The sequence below is a fragment of the Chryseobacterium sp. A301 genome (assembly GCF_054489425.1).
On record NZ_JBTMWY010000003.1, the window covers coordinates 280539 to 301473 of the forward strand.

Annotated in this window: 16 protein-coding genes; 8 read left to right on the top strand and 8 right to left on the bottom strand. The window is 41.2% G+C overall.

All coding sequences use genetic code 11. The annotated features are described in order from the left end of the window. Nucleotides 1–3: 3 nt before the first annotated feature. Nucleotides 4–501: a thiol peroxidase gene (gene tpx / locus ACX3PU_RS07210; RefSeq protein WP_459084290.1), complete on the bottom strand. Its 498-nt coding sequence runs from the start codon at nucleotides 499–501 to the stop codon at nucleotides 4–6. Nucleotides 502–683: 182 nt separating this feature from the next. Between tpx and ACX3PU_RS07215 the strand changes: the two genes are divergently transcribed. The 3 genes from ACX3PU_RS07215 (at nucleotide 684) to ACX3PU_RS07225 (ending at nucleotide 4472) form a co-directional block, all read left to right on the top strand. Next, entirely contained in the window at nucleotides 684–2900 is a 2217-nt protein-coding gene (locus ACX3PU_RS07215) for an NADP-dependent isocitrate dehydrogenase (protein WP_459084291.1), read from the top strand. Nucleotides 2901–2969: 69 nt separating this feature from the next. Next, nucleotides 2970–3797 carry an AraC family transcriptional regulator gene (locus ACX3PU_RS07220; RefSeq protein WP_459084292.1) on the top strand — a complete coding sequence of 276 codons (828 nt, stop codon included), beginning with the start codon at nucleotides 2970–2972 and terminating at the stop codon, nucleotides 3795–3797. 81 nt (nucleotides 3798–3878) lie between these two features. Further along, nucleotides 3879–4472: a DUF417 family protein gene (locus tag ACX3PU_RS07225; RefSeq protein ID WP_459084293.1), complete on the top strand. Its 594-nt coding sequence runs from the start codon at nucleotides 3879–3881 to the stop codon at nucleotides 4470–4472. A 289-nt stretch (nucleotides 4473–4761) separates the two neighbouring features. Here the strand turns inward: ACX3PU_RS07225 and ACX3PU_RS07230 are convergent, their stop codons facing one another. Both ACX3PU_RS07230 and ACX3PU_RS07235 read right to left on the bottom strand, forming a co-directional pair. Further along, a complete protein-coding gene (locus ACX3PU_RS07230) occupies nucleotides 4762–6750 on the bottom strand; it encodes a urocanate hydratase (RefSeq protein ID WP_459084294.1) in 1989 nt (662 codons plus the stop codon). A 50-nt stretch (nucleotides 6751–6800) separates the two neighbouring features. Continuing rightward, nucleotides 6801–7451 carry a protein-L-isoaspartate(D-aspartate) O-methyltransferase gene (locus ACX3PU_RS07235; RefSeq protein WP_459084295.1) on the bottom strand — a complete coding sequence of 217 codons (651 nt, stop codon included), beginning with the start codon at nucleotides 7449–7451 and terminating at the stop codon, nucleotides 6801–6803. Nucleotides 7452–7574: 123 nt separating this feature from the next. Between ACX3PU_RS07235 and ACX3PU_RS07240 the strand changes: the two genes are divergently transcribed. The 4 genes from ACX3PU_RS07240 (at nucleotide 7575) to ACX3PU_RS07255 (ending at nucleotide 10697) form a co-directional block, all read left to right on the top strand. After that, nucleotides 7575–8558: a Gfo/Idh/MocA family protein gene (locus ACX3PU_RS07240; RefSeq protein WP_459084296.1), complete on the top strand. Its 984-nt coding sequence runs from the start codon at nucleotides 7575–7577 to the stop codon at nucleotides 8556–8558. Nucleotides 8559–8564: 6 nt separating this feature from the next. Beyond that, nucleotides 8565–9449, top strand: coding sequence for a class A beta-lactamase, subclass A2 (gene bla / locus ACX3PU_RS07245; protein ID WP_459084297.1), 885 nt, complete (start codon nucleotides 8565–8567; stop codon nucleotides 9447–9449). A 35-nt stretch (nucleotides 9450–9484) separates the two neighbouring features. Continuing rightward, on the top strand, nucleotides 9485–10381 hold the full coding sequence (locus ACX3PU_RS07250; protein ID WP_459084298.1) for a 3-hydroxyacyl-CoA dehydrogenase family protein: 897 nt from the start codon (nucleotides 9485–9487) through the stop codon (nucleotides 10379–10381). Between the two features lie 73 nt (nucleotides 10382–10454). Continuing rightward, complete coding sequence (locus tag ACX3PU_RS07255; RefSeq protein WP_459084300.1) at nucleotides 10455–10697, top strand: hypothetical protein; 243 nt, start codon at nucleotides 10455–10457, stop codon at nucleotides 10695–10697. A gap of 140 nt (nucleotides 10698–10837) precedes the next feature. On the opposite strand, the gene ACX3PU_RS07260 is transcribed toward ACX3PU_RS07255, so the two are convergent. The 3 genes from ACX3PU_RS07260 to dnaN form a co-directional block, all read right to left on the bottom strand. Then, complete coding sequence (locus tag ACX3PU_RS07260) at nucleotides 10838–11239, bottom strand: META domain-containing protein (protein ID WP_459084301.1); 402 nt, start codon at nucleotides 11237–11239, stop codon at nucleotides 10838–10840. Between the two features lie 121 nt (nucleotides 11240–11360). Beyond that, nucleotides 11361–13760, bottom strand: coding sequence for a phenylalanine--tRNA ligase subunit beta (gene pheT, locus ACX3PU_RS07265; protein ID WP_459084303.1), 2400 nt, complete (start codon nucleotides 13758–13760; stop codon nucleotides 11361–11363). Nucleotides 13761–13998: 238 nt separating this feature from the next. Then, complete coding sequence (dnaN, locus tag ACX3PU_RS07270; RefSeq protein ID WP_459084305.1) at nucleotides 13999–15126, bottom strand: DNA polymerase III subunit beta; 1128 nt, start codon at nucleotides 15124–15126, stop codon at nucleotides 13999–14001. A gap of 133 nt (nucleotides 15127–15259) precedes the next feature. On the opposite strand from dnaN, the gene ACX3PU_RS07275 reads away from it, so the two are divergent. After that, on the top strand, nucleotides 15260–15631 hold the full coding sequence (locus ACX3PU_RS07275; protein WP_459084307.1) for a diacylglycerol kinase: 372 nt from the start codon (nucleotides 15260–15262) through the stop codon (nucleotides 15629–15631). A gap of 75 nt (nucleotides 15632–15706) precedes the next feature. Here ACX3PU_RS07275 and ACX3PU_RS07280 read toward each other — a convergent pair whose 3' ends face one another. Beyond that, nucleotides 15707–19396: a phosphoribosylformylglycinamidine synthase gene (locus ACX3PU_RS07280; protein WP_459084308.1), complete on the bottom strand. Its 3690-nt coding sequence runs from the start codon at nucleotides 19394–19396 to the stop codon at nucleotides 15707–15709. Nucleotides 19397–19501: 105 nt separating this feature from the next. Beyond that, entirely contained in the window at nucleotides 19502–20929 is a 1428-nt protein-coding gene (gene purB / locus ACX3PU_RS07285) for an adenylosuccinate lyase (protein WP_459084309.1), read from the bottom strand. Between the last annotated feature and the right edge of the window lie 6 nt (nucleotides 20930–20935).

A 20935-nucleotide genomic window follows, 5' to 3' on the forward strand; every position in this document is an offset into this window, starting at 1 on the left:
TCTTTATTTTAAGGCTTCGATCGCTGCCTCGTAATTCGGTTCGGTTGTAATTTCAGGCACTTGCTCTGTGTACAACACTTTACCATTTTCATCCGTTACTACCACGGCGCGTGACAAAAGACCTCTCATTGGTCCGTCGCTAATTTCCACTCCGTATTCTTTTCCAAAGTCTCCTCTGTAATCAGAAAGTGTTTCGACATTGTCTAAACCTTCTGCTGCGCAAAAGCGACCCAATGCAAATGGAAGATCTTTCGAAACATTAATAACCACGGTACCATCTAAAGCCGTAGCTCGTTTGTTAAATTCACGCGCAGACGCAGCACAAATTCCCGTATCAATACTTGGGAAAATATTAAATACTTTTTTCTTCCCCTCGTAATTCGCAAGTTTTTTCTCTTCCAAATCTTGATTAACCAACGTGAAATCCTTTACGGAATTGCCTGACGTAGGAAGCTCTCCTACAGTATTAATTTCATTTCCTTTTAATGTGATTTTTGCCATAATGTATAAATTTATCTCTCCCAAAGATAGTCAATTTCTTCTACAACCTTTCCTAACAGAGGGTTAAAACTTTATTAAAAATCTTGTACTTATTCCGATTGTGGTCTAGGCTAAACTTCGTGTTCTTGTTAAAATTCAGTAAATTTGTAATCCTATAAATTAAAATCAAAAACAACACAATAATGTCACAAGCAAAAATCTATTACACCCTTACGGACGAAGCGCCTATGCTGGCTACCAATTCATTTCTGCCGATCGTAAAGGCATTTACGAAACAAGCAGGAGTTGAAATTCAGGTTCCAGACATTTCTCTTGCCGGCAGAATTTTAGCAAACTTCCCTGAAGGACTTTCCTCAGAGCAATTTGTTCCCGATTATTTAACTCAGCTAGGAGAACTAGCAAAGACCCCAGAAGCAAACATTATAAAGCTTCCGAATATTTCCGCCTCGGTTCCACAACTAGAGGAAGCAATCCAAGAATTACAAAGTCAAGGACTGCAAATACCTAATTATCCTACAGAACCAAAAAACGAAGAAGAGAAGCAAATTCAATCCCGTTATGCAAAAGTTTTAGGATCCGCAGTAAACCCTGTCCTAAGAGAAGGTAATAGCGACCGTCGAGCCCCAAAATCTGTAAAAGACTACGCAAAAGCAAACCCACACCGTATGGGTACTTGGGCACCTGACAGCAAAACCGAGGTTGCGCACATGAATTCAGGCGATTTTTACGCGACAGAAACCTCCACCACAATAGAGTCGGCATGCAAATACCGAATCGTATTTGAGGCTGCAAATGGAGAGCAAACTGTTTTGAAGGATTTCGCGCCCCTACTAGCAGGAGAAATCATTGACAGCTCTGTGATGCATTTGGCCGCTCTTAAAGCAAGTGTTCAAGATGCCATTGATAGAGCAAAAGCTCAGGACGTTCTTCTTTCTGCCCATTTAAAAGCGACGATGATGAAAATCTCGGACCCTATTATTTTTGGCGCAGTGGTAGAAACCTATTTCAAAGACGTTTTTGCGAAATATGCAGATACCTTCAAATCTTTGGATATCAATCCTAACTTTGGATTAGCGACCCTTTATGAAAAAATCGAAGGGAATGCGAAAGAAGCTGAAATCAAAAGAGATTTGCAGCAAGCAATGGAAAAAGGGCCTCGCATTGCCATGGTTAATTCTGACAAAGGAATTACCAACTTCCACGTTTCTTCAGATGTTATTGTGGATGCCTCGATGGCAGCCTTAGTAAGAGGAGGAGGCAAAATGTGGAACAAGGAAGGGAAAGAAGAGGACACTGTATGTCTAATTCCGGATCGTACGTACGCTGGATTTTACGATGCCATTGTGAACGACATGAAAGCAAACGGGGCTATTGATCCCAAAACTTTTGGTACCGTTCCTAACGTAGGACTTATGGCTCAAAAAGCAGAAGAATACGGATCTCACGACAAAACATTCCAATTGAAGTCTGCGGGAACCGTAAGAATCGAAAATGAAAATAAGGAAGTTCTTCTCCAGCAGACTGTAGAAACAGGAGATATCTTTCGTATGTGCCAGGTCAAAGATGCACCGATTCAAGACTGGGTGAAATTAGCAGTGAACCGTGCCCGCCTATCCCATACCCCTGCCATTTTCTGGTTAGACAAGGGCAGAGCGCACGATGCGCAAATGATCAAAAAAGTGGAACTTTATTTAAAAGACCATGATTTGAGTGGACTTGACATCCGCATTATGGATGTAAAAGACGCAATGCTTGAAACCTTAAAACGAGGACGTGAAGGGAAGGACACAATTTCCGTTTCCGGGAATGTCTTAAGAGACTATTTAACGGACATGTTCCCAATCCTAGAGCTGGGAACCTCCGCAAAAATGCTATCCATCGTGCCTCTTATGAACGGAGGAGGTCTATTTGAAACAGGTGCCGGAGGATCGGCTCCAAAGCATATCGAACAGTTTATCAAAGAAGGCTATTTGCGATGGGATTCTTTAGGGGAGTTCTTAGCCTTGCAAGCAAGTTTAGAACACCTCTCGCAAACCCAAGACAACCCAAAAGCCAAAGTTCTTGCTGACGCCTTAGACGGTGCCAACGCCCTATTTTTACAAAATGACAAATCGCCAGCACGTAAATTAGGTTCGATTGACAACCGAGGCTCTCACTTCTATTTAGCCATGTATTGGGCTCGTGAAATCGCAAACCAAAGCGAAGATCTAGAGCTGGCAAAAACCTTTGCGGTTATTGCAGACAAAATGGAGCAAAACGAGACGCTCATCAATGAGCAGCTTATCGCTGCGCAAGGCTCTGCCCAAGACATTGGCGGATACTACCATGCAGACAGAGAAAAAACAGAAAACGCGATGAGACCAAGTACGGTATTAAATGAGATTATAAATTCTTTATAGTCCCATTCTCAAATGAATACTGCTGACCTCCGCACTTTTTGCGGAGGTCTTTTTTTGTACTTTTACATCGTGGAAAATTCGTTGACAGTCTTCTCTAAGTCGAGAAAGCAAGTAGAAAACACCAAAAGTGACTCCTTTTATAGGCTTTATCTTTTCGAGGGCAAAGGAAGCTTAACCTTTGAGGGAATCTCCTACCCTTTTCAAGGACCTACGGTGCTATTTACTTCCCCTTACCAAAGCCACTGCCTAAATATAGAATCCCAACGAGAAGTTTGGGGACTAAAATTTCATGGAGACTTCTACTGCATTGAATACCACAAAAAAGAAGTGGCATGCAATGGACTCCTTTTCAACAACGTTTATTTACAGCCACACTTTCCTACGGATGCTAAATCTATTGAGGAACTTATTTCTCTAATTCAGAAGATCAAAGAAGTTTCCATCAAGGACTCGTTTTCTAGGTCAATTTCGCAATCCTACTTGCAACTGATTTTAGCCTTGTGCACGAAGAAAAAAAGTGATTTTTTAACAAGTACTACACAAGAAGGTCCTCTTTCTGATCATTTGGGTCCATTTCAAGAACTAGTCGAAGCACATTTCACCACACAAAAAAACACTTCCTTTTATGCCGATGCTTTGCATATGTCGCCTAGCGCACTCTCTAAAAAGATAAAGAAAGAATTTGGGAAACCGCCCTCTAAACTTATAAGCGAGCGTCTAATTTTAGAAGCAAAGAAAAAACTTCATTTAACGCATGATTCAATCAAAACCATTGCTTCTGAACTGCGTTTTGAGGATGCCTATTATTTTAGTCGTTTTTTCAAAAAACATACAGGACTTTCTCCTAGTGAATTTCGAACGCATGTAGGCATCTCAATTGTAGCACAGCCGTCCTAAAGAGGCAAATTTATCCATTCATTTTCCATAACTGTCCATTTTCTTTGGAAGGCAATCGCCCTACCTTTGAAAAAACAAAATATGACAGCATTCTTTGAATTTCTTAGTTCTAGTAAAAGGCCTTTTATTCACGGCCTACGAATTTCTATCTTTGTCGTAATGGCTTGGATTGGCGGCTTAAAAGCCTTTCAATACGAGGCCGACGGTATCGTGCCTTTTGTAGCAAACTCTCCATTTATGAGCTTCTTCTATCAAAAAAACACCTCTGATGCGGATTCTTATAAGCAACACAAAAACAAAGAGGGAGAAGTAGTACCCCAAAACATTAAATGGCATCAATCCAATGGAACGTATGTCTTTTCCTATGCTTTAGGAACCGTAATTTTCTTAATTGGTACGCTGGTCTTACTTGGTATTTGGCTACCTAGAGTTGGAGTCTTAGGTGGACTTTTAACCTTTGAAATGTCTTTGGTAACCTTATCCTTCCTAATCACAACCCCAGAGACTTGGGTTGCAGATTTGGGTGGGCCTGACCATGGTTTTCCTTTTCTTTCGGCGGCAGGTCGACTTGTAATCAAAGATATAATTATGCTTTTTGGAGGGCTAGTTTGTGCCAGTGATGCTGCAGAGGAAGTGCTACGAAGGAAATCATTAAAAAGTATTGCTATGGACTAACGTTTTCAGCCAAAACAAAAGTCAGAATTGCCGGTTCCAAAAAGGATAAAATAAGTGATTATAAGAATTCCTAGAAAGAATAACGTACTAAATTTAGGTATTTGGACAGGTTAATTTTATCCAACTCCATCACAAATAGGTAGACAAATCAAATTAGAGGGTCCTAAAATAGGAAACGCTCGCAATTGACGAATTGCGAGCGTTTCCTATATTCTAATTTTCGATATTGTTTAAGATACAGTGAGACTTCTTTATATCACAAGTGAAATTATCGGATTCCAAATGCATATTAATTTAACAATTCGTCACGCACAGCATTTGGGAGAGTCACTTTCAAATTGGGCTCAAGTTCCATAGCTCGTTTAATGGCAAAAGTGGCCCCTTCATTCCGGGCCCAACTTCTCCTAGAAATTCCATTATTAACGTCCCAGAAAAGCATGGATTTTAATCTTCGGTCTGCCTCAGGACTCCCGTCTAATAGCATTCCAAATCCGCCGTTAATTACTTCTCCCCAACCGACGCCTCCGCCGTTATGAATAGAAACCCATGTCGCTCCTCGGAAACTATCCCCTATCACATTTTGAATGGCCATGTCGGCTGTGAATCGAGAACCGTCGTATATGTTTGAGGTTTCACGGTACGGAGAATCCGTTCCTGAAACATCATGATGGTCGCGTCCTAAAACGACTGGACCAATTATTCCTGCCGCAATTGCTTGGTTAAATGCTTCGGCAATTTTCATTCTACCTTGTGCATCCGCATAGAGAATTCTCGCTTGGGAACCTACTACCAAATTGTTTTTTTGCGCCTCTTGGATCCAATGAATATTGTCTTTCATCTGTTGCATAATTTCAGGAGGCGAAACTTTCAGTAGTTCCTCTAGTACCTCGCAAGCCAGGCGATCGGTTTGCTCCAAATCCTTCGGATCCCCACTACTGCAAACCCATCGAAAAGGACCAAACCCGTAATCAAAACACATAGGTCCCATAATATCTTGCACATAGCTCGGGTATCTAAACTCTCGTCCAAGTGTAGGATTTGGATTCATCACCTCTGCTCCTGCGCGACTGGCTTCCAACAGGAACGCATTCCCGTAGTCAAAGAAATAAGTGCCGTTGTCTGTATGTTTATTAATTGCTCGAGCATGTCTACGGAGACTCTCCCGAACTTTTTCTGCAAAAGCTTCAGGATTGTCCGCCATTAAACGATTCGATTCTTCAAAACTAAGGCCCACCGGATAGTATCCTCCAGCCCATGGGTTATGAAGAGAGGTTTGATCGGAACCAATATCAATTGTGATTCCTTCCTCATCCAACGTTTCCCAAACTTCTACTACATTCCCTAAGTAGGCAAGTGAAACCGTTTGTTTTTCTTCTTTTGCTTTTCGAATACGAATAACCAGCTCCTCTAAATTCTCAATAATTTCATCCACCCATTTTTGCTCGTGACGGATTTTTGCAATTTTCGGATTTACCTCAGCACACACTGTAATGCATCCTGCAATGCTCCCTGCTTTCGGCTGTGCACCAGACATCCCTCCTAAACCGGAGGTCACAAAGAGTCCTGCTTTAGGGTCCTTGTTTATTTTACGAAATGCGTTGAGTACAGTAATGGTTGTACCGTGTACAATGCCTTGTGGACCTATGTACATATAACTACCTGCCGTCATCTGACCGTATTGCGAAACCCCTAATGCATTAAATTTTTCCCAATCGTCTGGTTTGGAATAATTCGGGATGACCATTCCGTTCGTGACCACGACTCGGGGAGCCTCTTCATGGGAAGGGAATAGGCCCATCGGATGACCTGAGTACATCACCAGGGTTTGCTTGTCTGTCATTTCACTTAAATACTGCATCGTAAGTAAGTACTGCGCCCAATTACTGAAAACACCGCCGTTCCCTCCATACGTAATCAATTCGTGAGGGTGCTGGGCCACCGCTGGATCCAAATTGTTTTGAATCATGAGCATGATTGCTTTTGCCTGCATACTTTTTCCAGGATATTGCTCAATCCCTCGTGCCTTCATTGGATATTCAGGACGAAACCTATGCATGTAAATTCTCCCATAGGTCAAAAGTTCCTGTTTGAATTCAGGGACTAATGTTTCGTGGAATTTTTCCGGAAAGTACCGAAGTGCATTGCGAAGTGCAAGATTCACTTCTTCTTTGTTTAGGATATCTTTGCGCTTTGGCGCATGATTGATTTTAGAATCATACGCTTTCTCAGCAGGCAGTTCACTTGGGATTCCCGCTTGTATTTGTTCTTGAAAAGTCATGTAAAATAAGTCTTTGACCAAAGTACAATTTTTGGACAAATTGCGCAAATTTACTGGTGCGTCTTGCCTAGCATAGGCACAAATTTATAAGCGCCAAAGTCTTCTTTTTCAAATTCTGTTTCTGAAATCTTAGTAAAGCGCATTAGCACTTGTTCTTCTTGAGGCCCTAACGGTATCACTAAAATTCCACCGATTCGCAATTGTTTTAAGAGCTCGGTGGGAAGCTCATTAGCCCCGCAAGTCACTAAAATGCGATCAAAGGGGGCAAACGTAGGAAGACCTTTAAATCCATCACCAAAACTATGAAACTTAGCTCGAAGTCCTATCTGCTTTAATTTCTCAGAAGAAAAATCAAACAAGCTTTTTTGCCTTTCTACCGTATAAACGAGTGTTTTCATTGCAACCAAAATTGCGGTTTGGTATCCACTTCCAGTACCAATTTCAAGTATTTTATCCCCTGCAGACACCTGTAGCAATTGCGTTTGTTCTGCCACAGTTGAAGGATGGGAAATGGTTTGTCCGGCCGCAATCGGAAAAGCGCGATCCTCGTATGCATAATCCGCAAAGATACTTTCAATGAAAAGGTGGCGGGGTACGCTTTGCATAGCCTCAAGCACTAGGGAATCTTCGATTCCTAGTTTTTGATGGAGATACTCTACGAGCTTACGGCGCTTTCCTTTGTGTACAAAACTATCTGGCATAGGACAAAAATAGCAATTAAAAACGAGATTCCATGGGCTTTCTCCTCCCATTCCACGGAGGTAAATAGGCCAAAGAGTTTCATTTTTCTTTTCGAATCCATATCTTTACAAAAATAATAAAGCATGATTAAAGCAGGTCTCGTGGGCGCAGGGCATTTGGGGAAGATTCACTTAAAACTTCTACAACAAAGCGAACACTATAATCTCGTGGGCTTCCATGACGCTGACACAGAAAACGGCCGAAAAATTGAAGCAGAATTTGGATACCGGTACTTTGAGAATTTCGAGGAGCTTTTGGATCAAATTGACATGCTAGACATTGTTACTCCTACTCTTTATCATTATCAATACGCTTTAAAAGCAATTGAAAAAAGAATTCATTTTTTTATTGAAAAACCCGTCACTCAAACTTTAGAACAAGCGAAAGAAATTCTCTCGCTCTGCAACGAGCATCAGATTAAGGCTCAAGTTGGGCACGTGGAACGCTTCAACCCTGCCTTCATTGCCACCAAGCAATACATTCAGGATCCCATGTTTATCGAGATTCACCGTCTTGCGGAATTCAATCCCAGGGGAACAGATGTCTCGGTCGTACTTGACTTAATGATTCACGATCTTGATATTCTCTTAAGCATTGTAAAATCAAAAGTAAAAGACATTCATGCCAGCGGTGTATGCGTCGTGTCAAAAACGCCCGACATCACCAATGCTAGAATTGAATTTGAGAACGGTTGCGTGGCGAACCTAACCACCTCTCGAATTTCAATGAAAGCCATGCGGAAATCTAGATTTTTTCAGCGAGACGCTTACATATCGGTCGATTTTTTAGAAAAAAAAGCAGAGGTAATCCGAATGAAGGAAGCGCCAGAAAACCCTTCCGATTTTGATATGATCATTGAGAGTTCTGAGGGTGAAAAAAATCAAATACTTTTTGAATATCCAGCAATCGAACCTAACAATGCGATCTTGGATGAGCTCAACGCGTTCGCAAGAGCAATTGCAATGGATGACCAAGTTGAAGTTTCCCTTGAAGATGGAACGGAGGCACTGGAAGTGGCCCTTAAAATCATGAACCTAATTCAAAAGTCTCCAACACCTTCCAAATAATTCGTTATGCTACGATACGGCCTTTTAATACTCTTTTTCGGATTCTTCTTTATCCAGTCCTCAGCGCAGTCCCTATCCGAACGAATTGCTACGCTAACCAAGGGAAAACCTCTTACGTTAGGGGTTTCTGCAATCGGTATTGAAAATTCACTTCAGTTTCACTGGAACGAGAATAAGGCCCTGCCGATGCAAAGTGTATTTAAGTTCCCCATTGCCCTACAAGTCCTTTCCCTTGTCGACAAAGGAACCTACTCCCTTACGAGTCCTATCCTTGTCAAAGCAGAAGAACTATTAGACAATACCTGGTCTCCTTTAAAGGTAAAATATCCTACTGGCGATGTGACTCTTTCGCTCGGTGAACTCATTGAATATGCCGTTGCGCAAAGTGACAACAATGCTTGCGATGTTCTACTAAGATTAGGGGGTGGACCTTTGCAAACGCAGAAGTTTATTCGCAGCTTTGGACTTAAGGAATTCCAGATTCTATTTAATGAAGAGCAAATGCACGAAGATTGGGAGCGTCAATATCAGAATGCGGCATCTGCAAAAGAACTAAGTTCTCTACTCAAATTATTTTATGAGAGAAAAACTTTATCAGAAAGTTCAACCGCTTTTCTTTATAAAGTAATGCTCAATACAAAAACCGGCAGCAATAAAATGAAAGCGCTTCTCCCTAAGGAATCCACGGCCCACAAAACGGGTGCATCTGGGAAAAACAAGGAGGGTCTCACAGGAGCGGAAAACGACATAGGAATTGTAACCACTCCCAAAAACAACCATTACGTACTTTCCATTCTAATTTCAGATTCGAAATTAGATGACAAAACAAACACGCAAATGATCGCGACGATCTCGAAATGGATTTACGATTATTACGTTGAACAGGAATGAAAATAAGAACTAAAAAGGAAGAATAAAAAAATAGTATGAACAAGATTGTAGTAATTGGCGCAGGAACCATGGGCAATGGAATCGCGCACACCTTTGCACAAAATGGATTTCAAGTAAACTTGGTAGACGTTTCTACTGAGGCCCTAGAAAATGGACTAAAAACCATCACCTCTAATCTCGATCGGATGCTTTCGAAAGAAACCATTACCGAAGCTTTAAAAAAGGATACCTTAGATCGTATCACGCTATTCACAGACCTAAGCAAAGCCATCGAAGAGACGGAATTAATTGTAGAAGCCGCTACGGAAAACTTAGAGTTAAAATTAAAGATTTTCAGACAGATGGATGAACTTGCGCCTGAGAATTGTATTCTTGCCAGCAATACCTCCTCTATTTCCATTACCCAAATTGCATCTGTTACAAACAGACCTGAAAAAGTAATTGGAATGCATTTTATGAATCCAGTACCCCTAATGAAACTTGTGGAAATCATTAAAGGGTTTTCCACTTCTAAAGAAACGTTTGACAAAACGTTTGAATGGTCCAAGGCTCTAGGCAAAACGCCAGTGGAAGTGAATGACTATCCCGGATTCGTGGCCAACCGAATCTTAATGCCTATGATCAATGAAGCGATTGAGACCCTATACAACCGCGTAGCAGGTGTCGAGCAAATTGATACAGTAATGAAGTTAGGAATGGCGCACCCTATGGGTCCATTGCAACTTGCAGATTTCATTGGATTAGACGTTTGTCTTGCTATCTTAAATGTAATGCACGATGGATTTAAGAACCCGAAATACGCTCCCAATCCTCTTCTCGTAAATATGGTACGAGCGGGAAAACTAGGAGTAAAATCAAAAGAAGGGTTTTATGACTATTCCACCACAAAAAAAGCAGAAATTGTAGCTAAAAGTTTTGCAACCGGATTTTAACAAAATTTAAAATAGGGGATTCATTTGCTAAAACAATTTTCTTTATCTTTGACCCCATTAAAACATTACAAAAATGAAAATACCTAAATTTTTATTAGCCGACAATTCCGAAATGCCGGAAGATTTATTTGTAGTTCATACAGAATATCCAAGATTTATCCTTAACGTAGAGGAAGAAGAAGTAGAATGGTTAGACGATCTTGAAGGAGATGACGAAGAAACCATGGCAGACGAAGCCACTAAAGTAGTAGAAATGGCTTTCACATGGTGTGACGAAGAATTAGCCAAATACGACGAAGAAGACGAAGAGAACTAATTCTTTTAGTTTCTAATACTTAAAATATGCAATCTGCTTTCCTCCGGAAGCAGATTGTTTTTTTAAGTAAAAGGTCTATAAAAACAATACCGCCTAGAGCTTCTCTCGGCGGTATTGTTTTTTGAAAGTAGATTCCTTTCTTAGTTTTTTGTAAACTTCATAAGAAGTAAATTGTCTTTGTACAATTCAAGGGTATTCCCATTCACAACGTAATGCGTTGCACTTTGCAGAAGACCAAGAAAGTTCGTTTCTGTCGTCATATCTTCACAAGCTTTTCTTGTCGATCCGAGTGCGGAAGTTGAAAAACCACCCACGGATGGGTTTAGCTCAACACCTCCAAAATAAGAATTACAGCCTGCATTCCCTGCAATCTTTTGCTCTTCAATTAGGAGCGTAGGTTTTGGACCTGAGACGGATTCCGTTACGGTCCACTGCGTATTTGCAATACTCGTTTGCTTCGAGCCTACTTTACCCACGGATCCAATCGCTGTACACGAAGCGAGGGTAAGAAAAGCGAATAGAACTAACCAAATATTTTTCATAAAATGTAATTTTGCAAATCAAATGTATAAATAAAAATCGGACTGCGTCTTGAATTTAAGCTTTTTCTAATCAAAAAATAGGCCTATTACAGCGCTGCGCAATTCAGAATTTCAAGATCCCTTAACGAAGTGTGGCTCCAAATTCATTTTCAAACAAAGCGATCAATTGATTCATCACCTGAGAAATTTCTTTCTCTTCGAGTGTCTTTTCTTCGTTGAGTAACTCGAAGCTTAGCGCGTAGGATTTCTTACCCTCGGGTAGGTTTTTGCCTTCGTAAACATCAAACAAGTTCACTTTACGTAAATAGCGGGAAGGCTTCTTCTCTACTGCTTTTTTAAGCTCACTATAGCTTACATTTTTATCTACTAGCAAAGCGAGGTCACGACGAATCACGTTAAACTTAGGAAGGTCTTGAAATTTAAGATTCTCTGTTTCTCTCAGACTCTGGGCCAGTTGAAGTTCGATTTCTGCATAGTAACATTTCTGATCTACATCTGCTGACTTTAACGCCTCTTTTGAAACAATTCCAAGTCTTGCCACAATTTGATTTCCGACTTTCAAAGCAAGGCCATCGCTAAATCGCGCGTCCTCTAGCACTTCTTCTTCCCATTTAAGCCCAAGGCGCTGTAAGAGAAGAGATACATATCCTTTAAGGCGATAAAAATCGCTTACTTCTCCTTGCGACCTCCAATTCTCTGCCTGGTCCTTACCGGTGGTAAGCAGGGCGAGTTGCTTGCGCTCTGAGTAGGATTTCGTCTTATGATAAATCTTTCCTAGTTCAAAAAACTTTAAATCTGCACTTTTTCGATTGATATTATAGGCTGCGTTTTGCAATAGACCCTCTAGCAGAGACGTACGAAGGTACGCTAACTCTCCACTTAATGGATTTAGTAATTTAACGGCATCCTTTGGATCCTTAATCGAGGTTAAGGAATTATTCATTACTTCATTAAACCCAGCGCTTTGAAGCGTTCGAGCCCACGAATTTTCAAGTTCGTCTTGGTCATTTGTACTCAATTTCACAGGGGAAAACGAAAATTTCGCAGGCGATTCCACCTTATTGTATCCATAAATACGAAGGATCTCTTCAATGACATCAATCTCTCGAGTTACGTCCGCTCTAAAGGTAGGAACCGAAAGTTCGAGTCCATTTTGAATTTCATTTAAAATAGCAATGTCTAGAGACTTTAGAATTTCTTTGACCTTCTCTCTGTGGATTTTAATTCCAAGAATTTGATCAAGCATTGAATAGCGTAAAACGACGTACTGCCCCTCTATCACGCTTGGATAGAGATCGATTACTTCACCGACCAACTGTCCACCTGCAATCTCTTCAATCAATTTAATTGCGTACGAAAGTGCTGTTTTCGTTTGAGCAGGATCCACTCCTCTTTCGAAACGGAAAGAGGCATCCGTACTTAATCCGTGATATTTGGCTGCTTTCCGGACTGCTACAGGATTAAAGTACGCACTCTCTAGGAAAATCCTTTGAGTCTCTTCTCCTACGCCCGAATTCATTCCTCCGAAGACCCCTGCGATACACATGGGATTATCGCTTCCGTCTTTAATCATAATTTCTTCTCCCGAAAGGCTTCTCTCCACTCCATCTAGGGTGGTGAATTTCGTTCCCTTCGCAAGCCTGCCTACTTTTACTTTGTGGCCTTCGATCTTGTCTGCATCAAATGCATGCAAGGGCTGACCTAGGCCGTGAAGAATGTAATTGGTAATGTCTACCACGTTATTGATTGGAGATAGACCAATGGCTAGGAGCCTTTTTTGAAGCCATTCGGGTGAGGCTTCTATGGTTACATTTTCCACAAAAGCGCCCACGTAACGAGGCGTTAGAGTTGAATCTTCTACTTCGATCTCTAAATCCGATTCGTTTTGCCCCTCCAAAGGTTGAAGTGCTACTTTCTCAAAATCAGATTTCTGAGAATTGCTGGCTAAATAAGCATGCAAATCTCTTGCAACTCCGTAATGGGACATTGCATCGGTTCTATTCGGTGTTAAACCTATTTCATAAACATGGTCACTCCCTACTTCAATATAATCGCTTAAAGGTTTTCCGACTTCATATAAATCTTCTTCTAAAACCATAATTCCAGAATGGTCCTCACCAATGCCTAGTTCCACTTGGGAACAAAGCATTCCTTCTGAAACCTCTCCTCTTAGTTTGGCTTTTTTTATCTCAAAAAAACTTCCATCTTTTGCATAGATCTTCGTACCCACAGTGGCAACCGCTACTTTCTGACCTGCCTCCACGTTGGGAGCTCCACACACGATGGAAAGTAGGCTCTGAGCGCCCACATCGATTGTGGTTACTTTTAATTTATCCGCATTGGGATGCTTTTCGCACGTCATCACCTGACCCACAACGATTCCTTGCAAAGACCCTTTAATGGTTTCAAAAGGCTCTATACCTTCCACTTCTAAACCTATGTCGGTTAGGATTTCTCCTATGCGTTCTATTTTTAAATCGGTGTTCAGGTATTCGCCTAACCAGTTGTTTGAGATTTTCATTTACTCTTAAATTTGTGTACAGATACGGGCGCAAATATCGGTATTTTTGAGCAGACATTAAAATATAGCCATGGGAAATTCAAAAGGATTCTCTCCCCCAAAAGGAATTCAAAAGAACTTAAATTCCATTTAGCCTGCGGCCCAAAAAAAATAGGAGCTTGACTTAAGCAAGCTCCTACGGTATTTAATTAATCAATGCACTCACTTTGTATTCAAGTCCATTGAATTTGATTGCATTTTACATCCCTATGACAGGCATGGAAAGCATCAATAAATTTTCATTGTCTTCTAGTCCGTCAATAGGTTCAATAATCCCAGGACGGGTTGGCATGGACATTTTAATAGTAATGTCATCGGATGCAAGAACAGAAAGCATTTCTGTTATGAACTTAGAGCTAAATCCAATGTTGATATCCTCGCCGTTGTAATCACAAGGAATCTGCATATCTGCCTTGTTTGCATATTCAGGATCTTCTGTGTGCAAATGCAATATGTTACCAGACAATTTGAAACGAACCTGATTCGTGGATTTATTCCCCATAATAGAGGCTCTTTTGATTGCTTGAAGAAGCAGAGCTCTATTGATTGTTAGAATGTTTGGATTTTCCTTTGGAATGACCGCTGTATAATTTGGATATTTCCCATCAATTAATAAGCAAATCCAAATGTTTTTTCCAAATGTGAACTTCGCTACATTGTCAGCGAATTCAATCAATACCTCTTCCGTTGTGTTCGATAAAATTGATTTGAAAATAGCCAGTGGTTTTTTCGGCATGATGAACTCCATCGGTTCTGCCACAAGGTCTGTTCTATTGTAAACCACAAGACGATGCGAATCTGTGGAAACAAAATTCGTCCCTTCTTCTGTAAACTGAAATAACACCCCGGTCATTACAGGTCGTAAAGAGTCATTTGAAGTCGCAAACAAAGTGTTGTTTAACGCCTCGGAAAGAACACCTGCAGGAATCACTACTTTTTGAGTCGCATTAAATTCAGATAGTTCAGGATAGTCTTCTGCATTGTCCAAGGCCACTGCAAAATTGTCCTTCTCGTCTAAAATTTCAAGTAGACTTCCCACCCCCTCATCGTTGTCTTTTACCGACAAAGTAAGAGGCTGTTCCCCATAGGTTTTCACAAAATCTTGAAAAATCTTCGCAGGCACCGCAAATCTTCCGGACTCATCTGATTTTACATCTAGACTTGTAATAAGCGTAGTTTCTCCATCCGAAGCCGTGATTTGCAATTGATCTTGATCTAAAGCAAATAGGTAATTTTCTAAAATTGGTCTGGATTGAGAGCTTGAAATCACTCCACTTACGGTTTGCAATGCTTTTTGCAACTCTCCACTTGAAACGATAAATTTCATAAATCAATTTAATTTCTACAAATATAACAAATAAAGGGAAAATAGAGAAAACTTGTGGCTTTAGTTATTAACAATATTCTCTCTTTTTTTTATGGAAATTTCTCCTAGATTCCCTACCTTTCCCTTACTCAATATGAATAACAAAACTTTTCTTTCCAGTCTTAAAAATGCGCTTAACGGACTGCAACATGCAGTTCGCACAGAGCGCAATTTGCAAATTGAGCTTTTTGCCTTCGCGTTAAACCTCGTATTCATTGTCATTTTTGATCTAACCTACGTGGAAATTGCAATTCTGCTGCTTGTGTGCGCAATCGTTCTTTGCATGGAGCTACTAAACACAGCTCTTGAAAAAATGGCGGATTTCATCGAGCCTAAATGGAACGATAAAATTGGACTCATAAAAGACTTAGCTGCAGGCGCAGTGCTACTGGCTTCCCTTTTTGCTCTTTTCGTAGGACTAGTTATTTACTTACCTCACCTAAAAGCCTTGCTCCTGGAAGCATAAATTCGCGTGATGACCCAAAAAAGGTGGTGAAACCATTTGTTTCCCGCCTTTTCAGTATTCTACTAAAAGAATTTCTTATTTAAAGTAATCCACTCCATTTTTAAAGACATTGTGGTAATTCGCATCCGGAATGTTTTTCATTAGTCCTTCGCTAAATCGCTCTGTGTGTCCCATTCGACCAAATATTTTTCCATCTTTGGAAGTCACACCTTCGATTCCGAAAAACGAATTGTTTGGATTAAAAGGCATTCCGTGGGCTACTTGTCCCTGGAGATCCACATACTGGGTTGCAATTTGTCCTTGCTGGTAAAGCTCTTCAATCGCCTCCTTGGAAGCAACAAATCTCCCTTCTCCATGGGAAATCGGAATTGTGTATTCTTCTCCTAAGGTACCCGCTAACCAAGGGGAATGCTCACTTACCACTTTTACGCGGACCATTTGAGAAATATGTCTACCAATGGAGTTATGTGCTAAGGTGGGAGAACTTGCATCCAGATCTCGGATTTCCCCATAGGGTAATAACCCTGATTTTACAAGGGCTTGGAAACCATTACAGATACCTAAAATCATCCCATCTTTCTCTAAGTGGTTCATGACTGCTTCTTTCATTCGCTCGTTCTTAAGCACGTTCACAATGAATTTCGCGGATCCATCCGGCTCATCGCCTGCAGAGAATCCTCCAGAGAACACGAGAATCTGAGAATTCTGAATTTCTTTAACCCAATTTTCAATGCTTTGCTCCAGCAAATCTGTGGTCAAATTCACAAGAGTTGAACTGTTTACAATAGCCCCTTCCTTAGCGAATGCATTGATGGTCTCGTATTCACAGTTTGTACCTGGGAAAACCGGCGCAAAAACCCTAGGTTTTGCAATTCCATGGCCTGTCTTTATTAGTGGAGAAGACTTAATTGAGTTTAAACTCTCGTCCACATTAAGAAGAACAGCCTCCTTTTCCTTGGTTGGAAAAAGCGATTCAAATGTACCTTTGTAAGCTCCTAAAAGCTCTTCGATTGAGAAGCTTTCTTCTGAAATTTGCAAAATAGGTTCACTCGAGACTTTTCCAATTTCTACAAAGTGGGAACTGTCAAGAGGCTCAGTAGACTCAAGAACTAAACTTCCAAGTGAACTGGTTAACAGACTTTCTTTTGAAGTCGAAACGACAGCACCCAGTCGGTTACCAAAAGCCATTTTGGCTATTGCTACGGCAAGACCGCCTTTTTTAATCGTTTTAGCAGACACTACTTTTTGGGCTCTGATCATCTCATGGACTTCTCCATAAACCGCTTTTAACGACTCATAATCAGGCATTCCGCTCGCATCGAGCGTATGATTGAAATAGTAAATATAATTCCCTGCTTTTTTAAATTCCGGTGAAATAACATTCTTCTTCTCCCCGTGTGCACAAGCAAAAGAAATAAGCGTAGGTGGCACATTCAAATTCTCAAAAGACCCGCTCATACTGTCCTTTCCACCAATCGCGGCCAGCTCAAAATTCATTTGAGCATCGTAGGCACCCAGTAGAGAAGATAGTGGTTTTCCCCACTTCTCAGGCTCTTGACCCAATTTCTCAAAATACTCTTGAAAGCTCAAACGAATAGTGCGGTAATCTCCGCCCATTGCCACGATCTTAGAGACGCTTTCTACGACCGCAAGAGCGGATCCACTTAAGGAGTTTTCACTTGAATGGTGCGCATCAAATCCCCAAGAGGCGAACGAAACCGTATCTACGTCTTTTGCTCCAATCACAGGCAAGATTTGCACACTTCCTTCCATCAGGGTTTCTTGGTAGGTTCCTCCGTAAGGCATCGCCACGGTCGTTCCTCCCACAGAGGCATCAAACATTTCTTGAAGCCCTTTTTGAGAGGCTACATTCTTATCTTTTAATAGACTAAGGAAATTTTCTTTTGAAAATTCGATCGAATCTTCCTTGTAAGGCTTTAAATGAGATATTTTGGCAGTCTGTATTTTTCGACACCCGTTGGTGTCCAAAAATTCACGACTCAAATCCACAATTTTCTCTCCTTTCCAAAACATTTGCATGCGACCCGAATCTTCCACTTTCGCAATGGAAAAGGCATGAATATTTTCTTTTTCACAAAGGGAAATGAATTTCTCTTTGTCGCCCGGCTCGATCACCACGGCCATTCTTTCTTGAGATTCCGAAATCGCAAGTTCAGTTCCACTAAGGCCCTCGTATTTAAGCGGCATTTCGTCTAAATGAATGGACAAACTCGAGGCAATTTCTCCAATGGCTACGGAAACTCCACCGGCTCCAAAATCATTGGATTTTTTAATCAGTCTTGTGACTTCAGGATTTCTGAAAAGCCTTTGAATTTTTCTCTCCTCGACGGCGTTTCCTTTTTGAACTTCAGTGGAAAGTGTATGGATAGAGTCTTGGTCCTGTTCTTTGGAACTTCCTGTGGCACCGCCTACTCCATCGCGTCCTGTGGCACCCCCAAGGACAATCACTAAATCTCCTGGACAAGGTTCTTCACGTTTTACCCAATCTTTTGGCACAGCTCCCACTACAAAACCTACTTCCATACGTTTCGCTTTGTATCCAGGATGGTAGATTTCGTCGACTAACGTCGTAGCCAGTCCAATTTGGTTTCCATAAGAAGAGTATCCACTGGCTGCTTTTTTCGAGATCGTACGCTGAGGAAGTTTTCCGGGCAGCGTCTGAGAAACAGGCTCTAATGCATTACCCGATCCGGATAGTCGCATTGCTTGGTACACATAAGCACGACCCGACAAAGGGTCCCTAATTGCCCCTCCCAAACAGGTGGAGGCACCCCCAAAGGGTTCAATTTCTGTAGGGTGGTTGTGCGTCTCATTTTTGAATAGCAAATACCACGGCTCTTTCTTTCCATCGTAGTTCGCTTCTATTTCAATTGTGCACGCATTGATCTCTTCAGAGACCACCAAGTCTTCTAATTTCCCTGTCTTGTATAAGTACTTTGCTGCGATCGTTCCAATGTCCATAAGGGACATAGCTTTATGCTCTCGCTTTAAAAAGGCTCTTTTGGATTGGTAATCGTTATATATGCGCTCGAGCACCTCCTTTTGATACCCTTCAAACTCTATAGAGGTAAGTTCCGTTTCAAAGGTCGTATGGCGACAGTGATCGCTCCAGTACGTGTCTAGTACTTTAAGTTCGGTTTCTGAAGGATCTCTTTGTTCCTTTTGAAAGTAAGACTGAATGAAGGTAAGATCTTCCATATCAAATGAAAAATCATGTTCTTTATGGAACTTTTCTAATTGCGCATTAGTGTAGGCTGTAAAGCCGGAATGAATCGGGACAGGTTGGGGCTCTTCTTGTTTTGGAATTTCCAAAACCTCAAGATTCTTCTCCTGACTTTCCACCTTATTGATAAGGTGCTCCTTGATAAGGTCCATATCGCTTGAGCTTACTCCTTGAAGTTCAATAAGAGAACCGCTGCGGACTTCTGCTTGGTCATTTCCGGTAAGCAGCGTAATACACTGCTCTGCCGAATCCGCTCTTTGGTCGAATTGACCGGGAAGATATTCCGTGGCAAAGTAGAGACCTTGGGCTGGATTCTCTTCGTGGAGCTCGTCCGTCACGGGATCTACAAACGTGGTATGAACCACTTTGGAAAACTCCTCGCTGCTTAGACCAAAAAGATCGTATACATTGTAAACTTTTACGGACTGAATGGTAGGTACGACTGCTTTAATCTCTTCCAAAATCTTTGGACTTTCTACATCAAACAGACCCCTTTTTTCTACGAATATTCTTTTTTTCATTTCAACTCTCATGCGGCTTTCAGGCCGAATGCTTAATTACTAGATTGTACTCTTTCTTCTTACTTTGTTTAAAAAAATAGGCAGCCCCCAAGGGGCTGCACTACCTTATACTTTTAAATCAGAACTACCGCCCATTTCGTGAGCGTATTTCTTTAAAATAGGCTGAACTTCATTCTCAATAAACTCCTGCGTTTGAATAGGCGCAAAGCCAATGAAATTTTTCGGATCCAAAACTTCTCTTAGTTTGCTCTTATCAAGTCTTAGACTTTCGTCGTTTAAGATGCGTTCCAAGAGATCGTTCTCTTTTCCTTCCATTTTCACTTTTTTGCTCGCTTCCATGGAATGCTGACGAATCACTTCGTGAATCTCTTGTCGGTCACCTCCGGCTTTCACTTCTTCCATAATAATGTACTCTGTGGCCATAAACGGAAGTTCTTCCTCAATATGCTTTCCAATTCTATTTTCATAGACCACGATCCCATTTAGAATATTATTCCATATGAGTAGAATGGCATCCACCGCCAAAAAGGCTTGTGGAATGGTAAGTCTTTTGTTTGCGCTGTCATCAAGAGTTCTTTCAAACCATTGGGTAGAGGCCACCATAGCAGAACTGCTTGAAAGAGACATTACAAATTTAGCTAACGCACCAATTCTCTCCGAGCGCATTGGATTTCTTTTGTAGGCCATCGCGGAAGATCCAATTTGATTTTTCTCAAAAGGTTCCTCGAGTTCTTTTAAATTCTGAAGCAGTCTTAAATCGTTGCTAAATTTATGGGCTGACTGTGCGATATTCGAAAGTAGGGCTACCACTTTGGCATCTACTTTCCGGTCGTAAGTTTGACCAGAAACGCCGAACACTTTTTCAAACCCAAATCGTCTTGAAAGCTCTTTGTCAAGATGCTTCACTTTGCTATAATCCCCTTCAAAAAGTTCTAAAAAGGAGGCTGCAGTACCTGTGGTACCTTTTACACCACGAAAACGAAGGGTGTCTAAAAAGAATTCTAATTCTTCAAAATCAAGGACTAGGGATTGAAGCCACAAGGTGGCACGTTTCCCTACAGTCGTTAATTGAGCAGGTTGATAATGCGTAAACCCAAGAGTAGGCAAATCCTTATATTCGATTGCAAAATCAGAAAGACGTTGCATGACGCCTACCAGTTGCTTTCGAATGAGTTTAAGTCCGTCGCGGATCTGAATTAAATCCGTATTGTCTCCCACAAAAGCGGACGTAGCACCCAGGTGAATAATTCCTTTGGCTAAAGGAGCGGCATCGCCATACGTATGGACGTGAGCCATCACATCGTGCCTAAATTTTTTCTCGTATTCGGCTGCTTTTTCAAAATCTATATCGTCCTGATTCGCTTTTAGCTGGTCGATTTGTTCTTGTGAAATTTCTAATCCAAGTTCTTTTTCAATCTCCGCCAAATGGATCCAGAGTTGACGCCAAGTGCGAAATTTATTGTTGGGTGAAAAATTAAAAAGCATTTCCTCACTGGAATAACGCTCTTCCAATGGATTTTTGTAGGAATTCATTCGATT

What these genes read in the sequence shown, in the direction of transcription:
- tpx (WP_459084290.1), bottom strand. Translation starts at nt 501, where the DNA reads ATGGCAAAAATCACATTAAAAGGAAATGAAATTAATACTGTAGGAGAG.
- ACX3PU_RS07215 (WP_459084291.1), top strand. Translation starts at nt 684, where the DNA reads ATGTCACAAGCAAAAATCTATTACACCCTTACGGACGAAGCGCCTATG.
- ACX3PU_RS07225 (WP_459084293.1), top strand. Translation starts at nt 3,879, where the DNA reads ATGACAGCATTCTTTGAATTTCTTAGTTCTAGTAAAAGGCCTTTTATT.
- ACX3PU_RS07230 (WP_459084294.1), bottom strand. Translation starts at nt 6,750, where the DNA reads ATGACTTTTCAAGAACAAATACAAGCGGGAATCCCAAGTGAACTGCCT.
- ACX3PU_RS07235 (WP_459084295.1), bottom strand. Translation starts at nt 7,451, where the DNA reads ATGCCAGATAGTTTTGTACACAAAGGAAAGCGCCGTAAGCTCGTAGAG.
- ACX3PU_RS07240 (WP_459084296.1), top strand. Translation starts at nt 7,575, where the DNA reads ATGATTAAAGCAGGTCTCGTGGGCGCAGGGCATTTGGGGAAGATTCAC.
- bla (WP_459084297.1), top strand. Translation starts at nt 8,565, where the DNA reads ATGCTACGATACGGCCTTTTAATACTCTTTTTCGGATTCTTCTTTATC.
- ACX3PU_RS07250 (WP_459084298.1), top strand. Translation starts at nt 9,485, where the DNA reads ATGAACAAGATTGTAGTAATTGGCGCAGGAACCATGGGCAATGGAATC.
- ACX3PU_RS07255 (WP_459084300.1), top strand. Translation starts at nt 10,455, where the DNA reads ATGAAAATACCTAAATTTTTATTAGCCGACAATTCCGAAATGCCGGAA.
- ACX3PU_RS07260 (WP_459084301.1), bottom strand. Translation starts at nt 11,239, where the DNA reads ATGAAAAATATTTGGTTAGTTCTATTCGCTTTTCTTACCCTCGCTTCG.
- pheT (WP_459084303.1), bottom strand. Translation starts at nt 13,760, where the DNA reads ATGAAAATCTCAAACAACTGGTTAGGCGAATACCTGAACACCGATTTA.
- dnaN (WP_459084305.1), bottom strand. Translation starts at nt 15,126, where the DNA reads ATGAAATTTATCGTTTCAAGTGGAGAGTTGCAAAAAGCATTGCAAACC.
- ACX3PU_RS07275 (WP_459084307.1), top strand. Translation starts at nt 15,260, where the DNA reads ATGAATAACAAAACTTTTCTTTCCAGTCTTAAAAATGCGCTTAACGGA.
- ACX3PU_RS07280 (WP_459084308.1), bottom strand. Translation starts at nt 19,396, where the DNA reads ATGAAAAAAAGAATATTCGTAGAAAAAAGGGGTCTGTTTGATGTAGAA.
- purB (WP_459084309.1), bottom strand. Translation starts at nt 20,929, where the DNA reads ATGAATTCCTACAAAAATCCATTGGAAGAGCGTTATTCCAGTGAGGAA.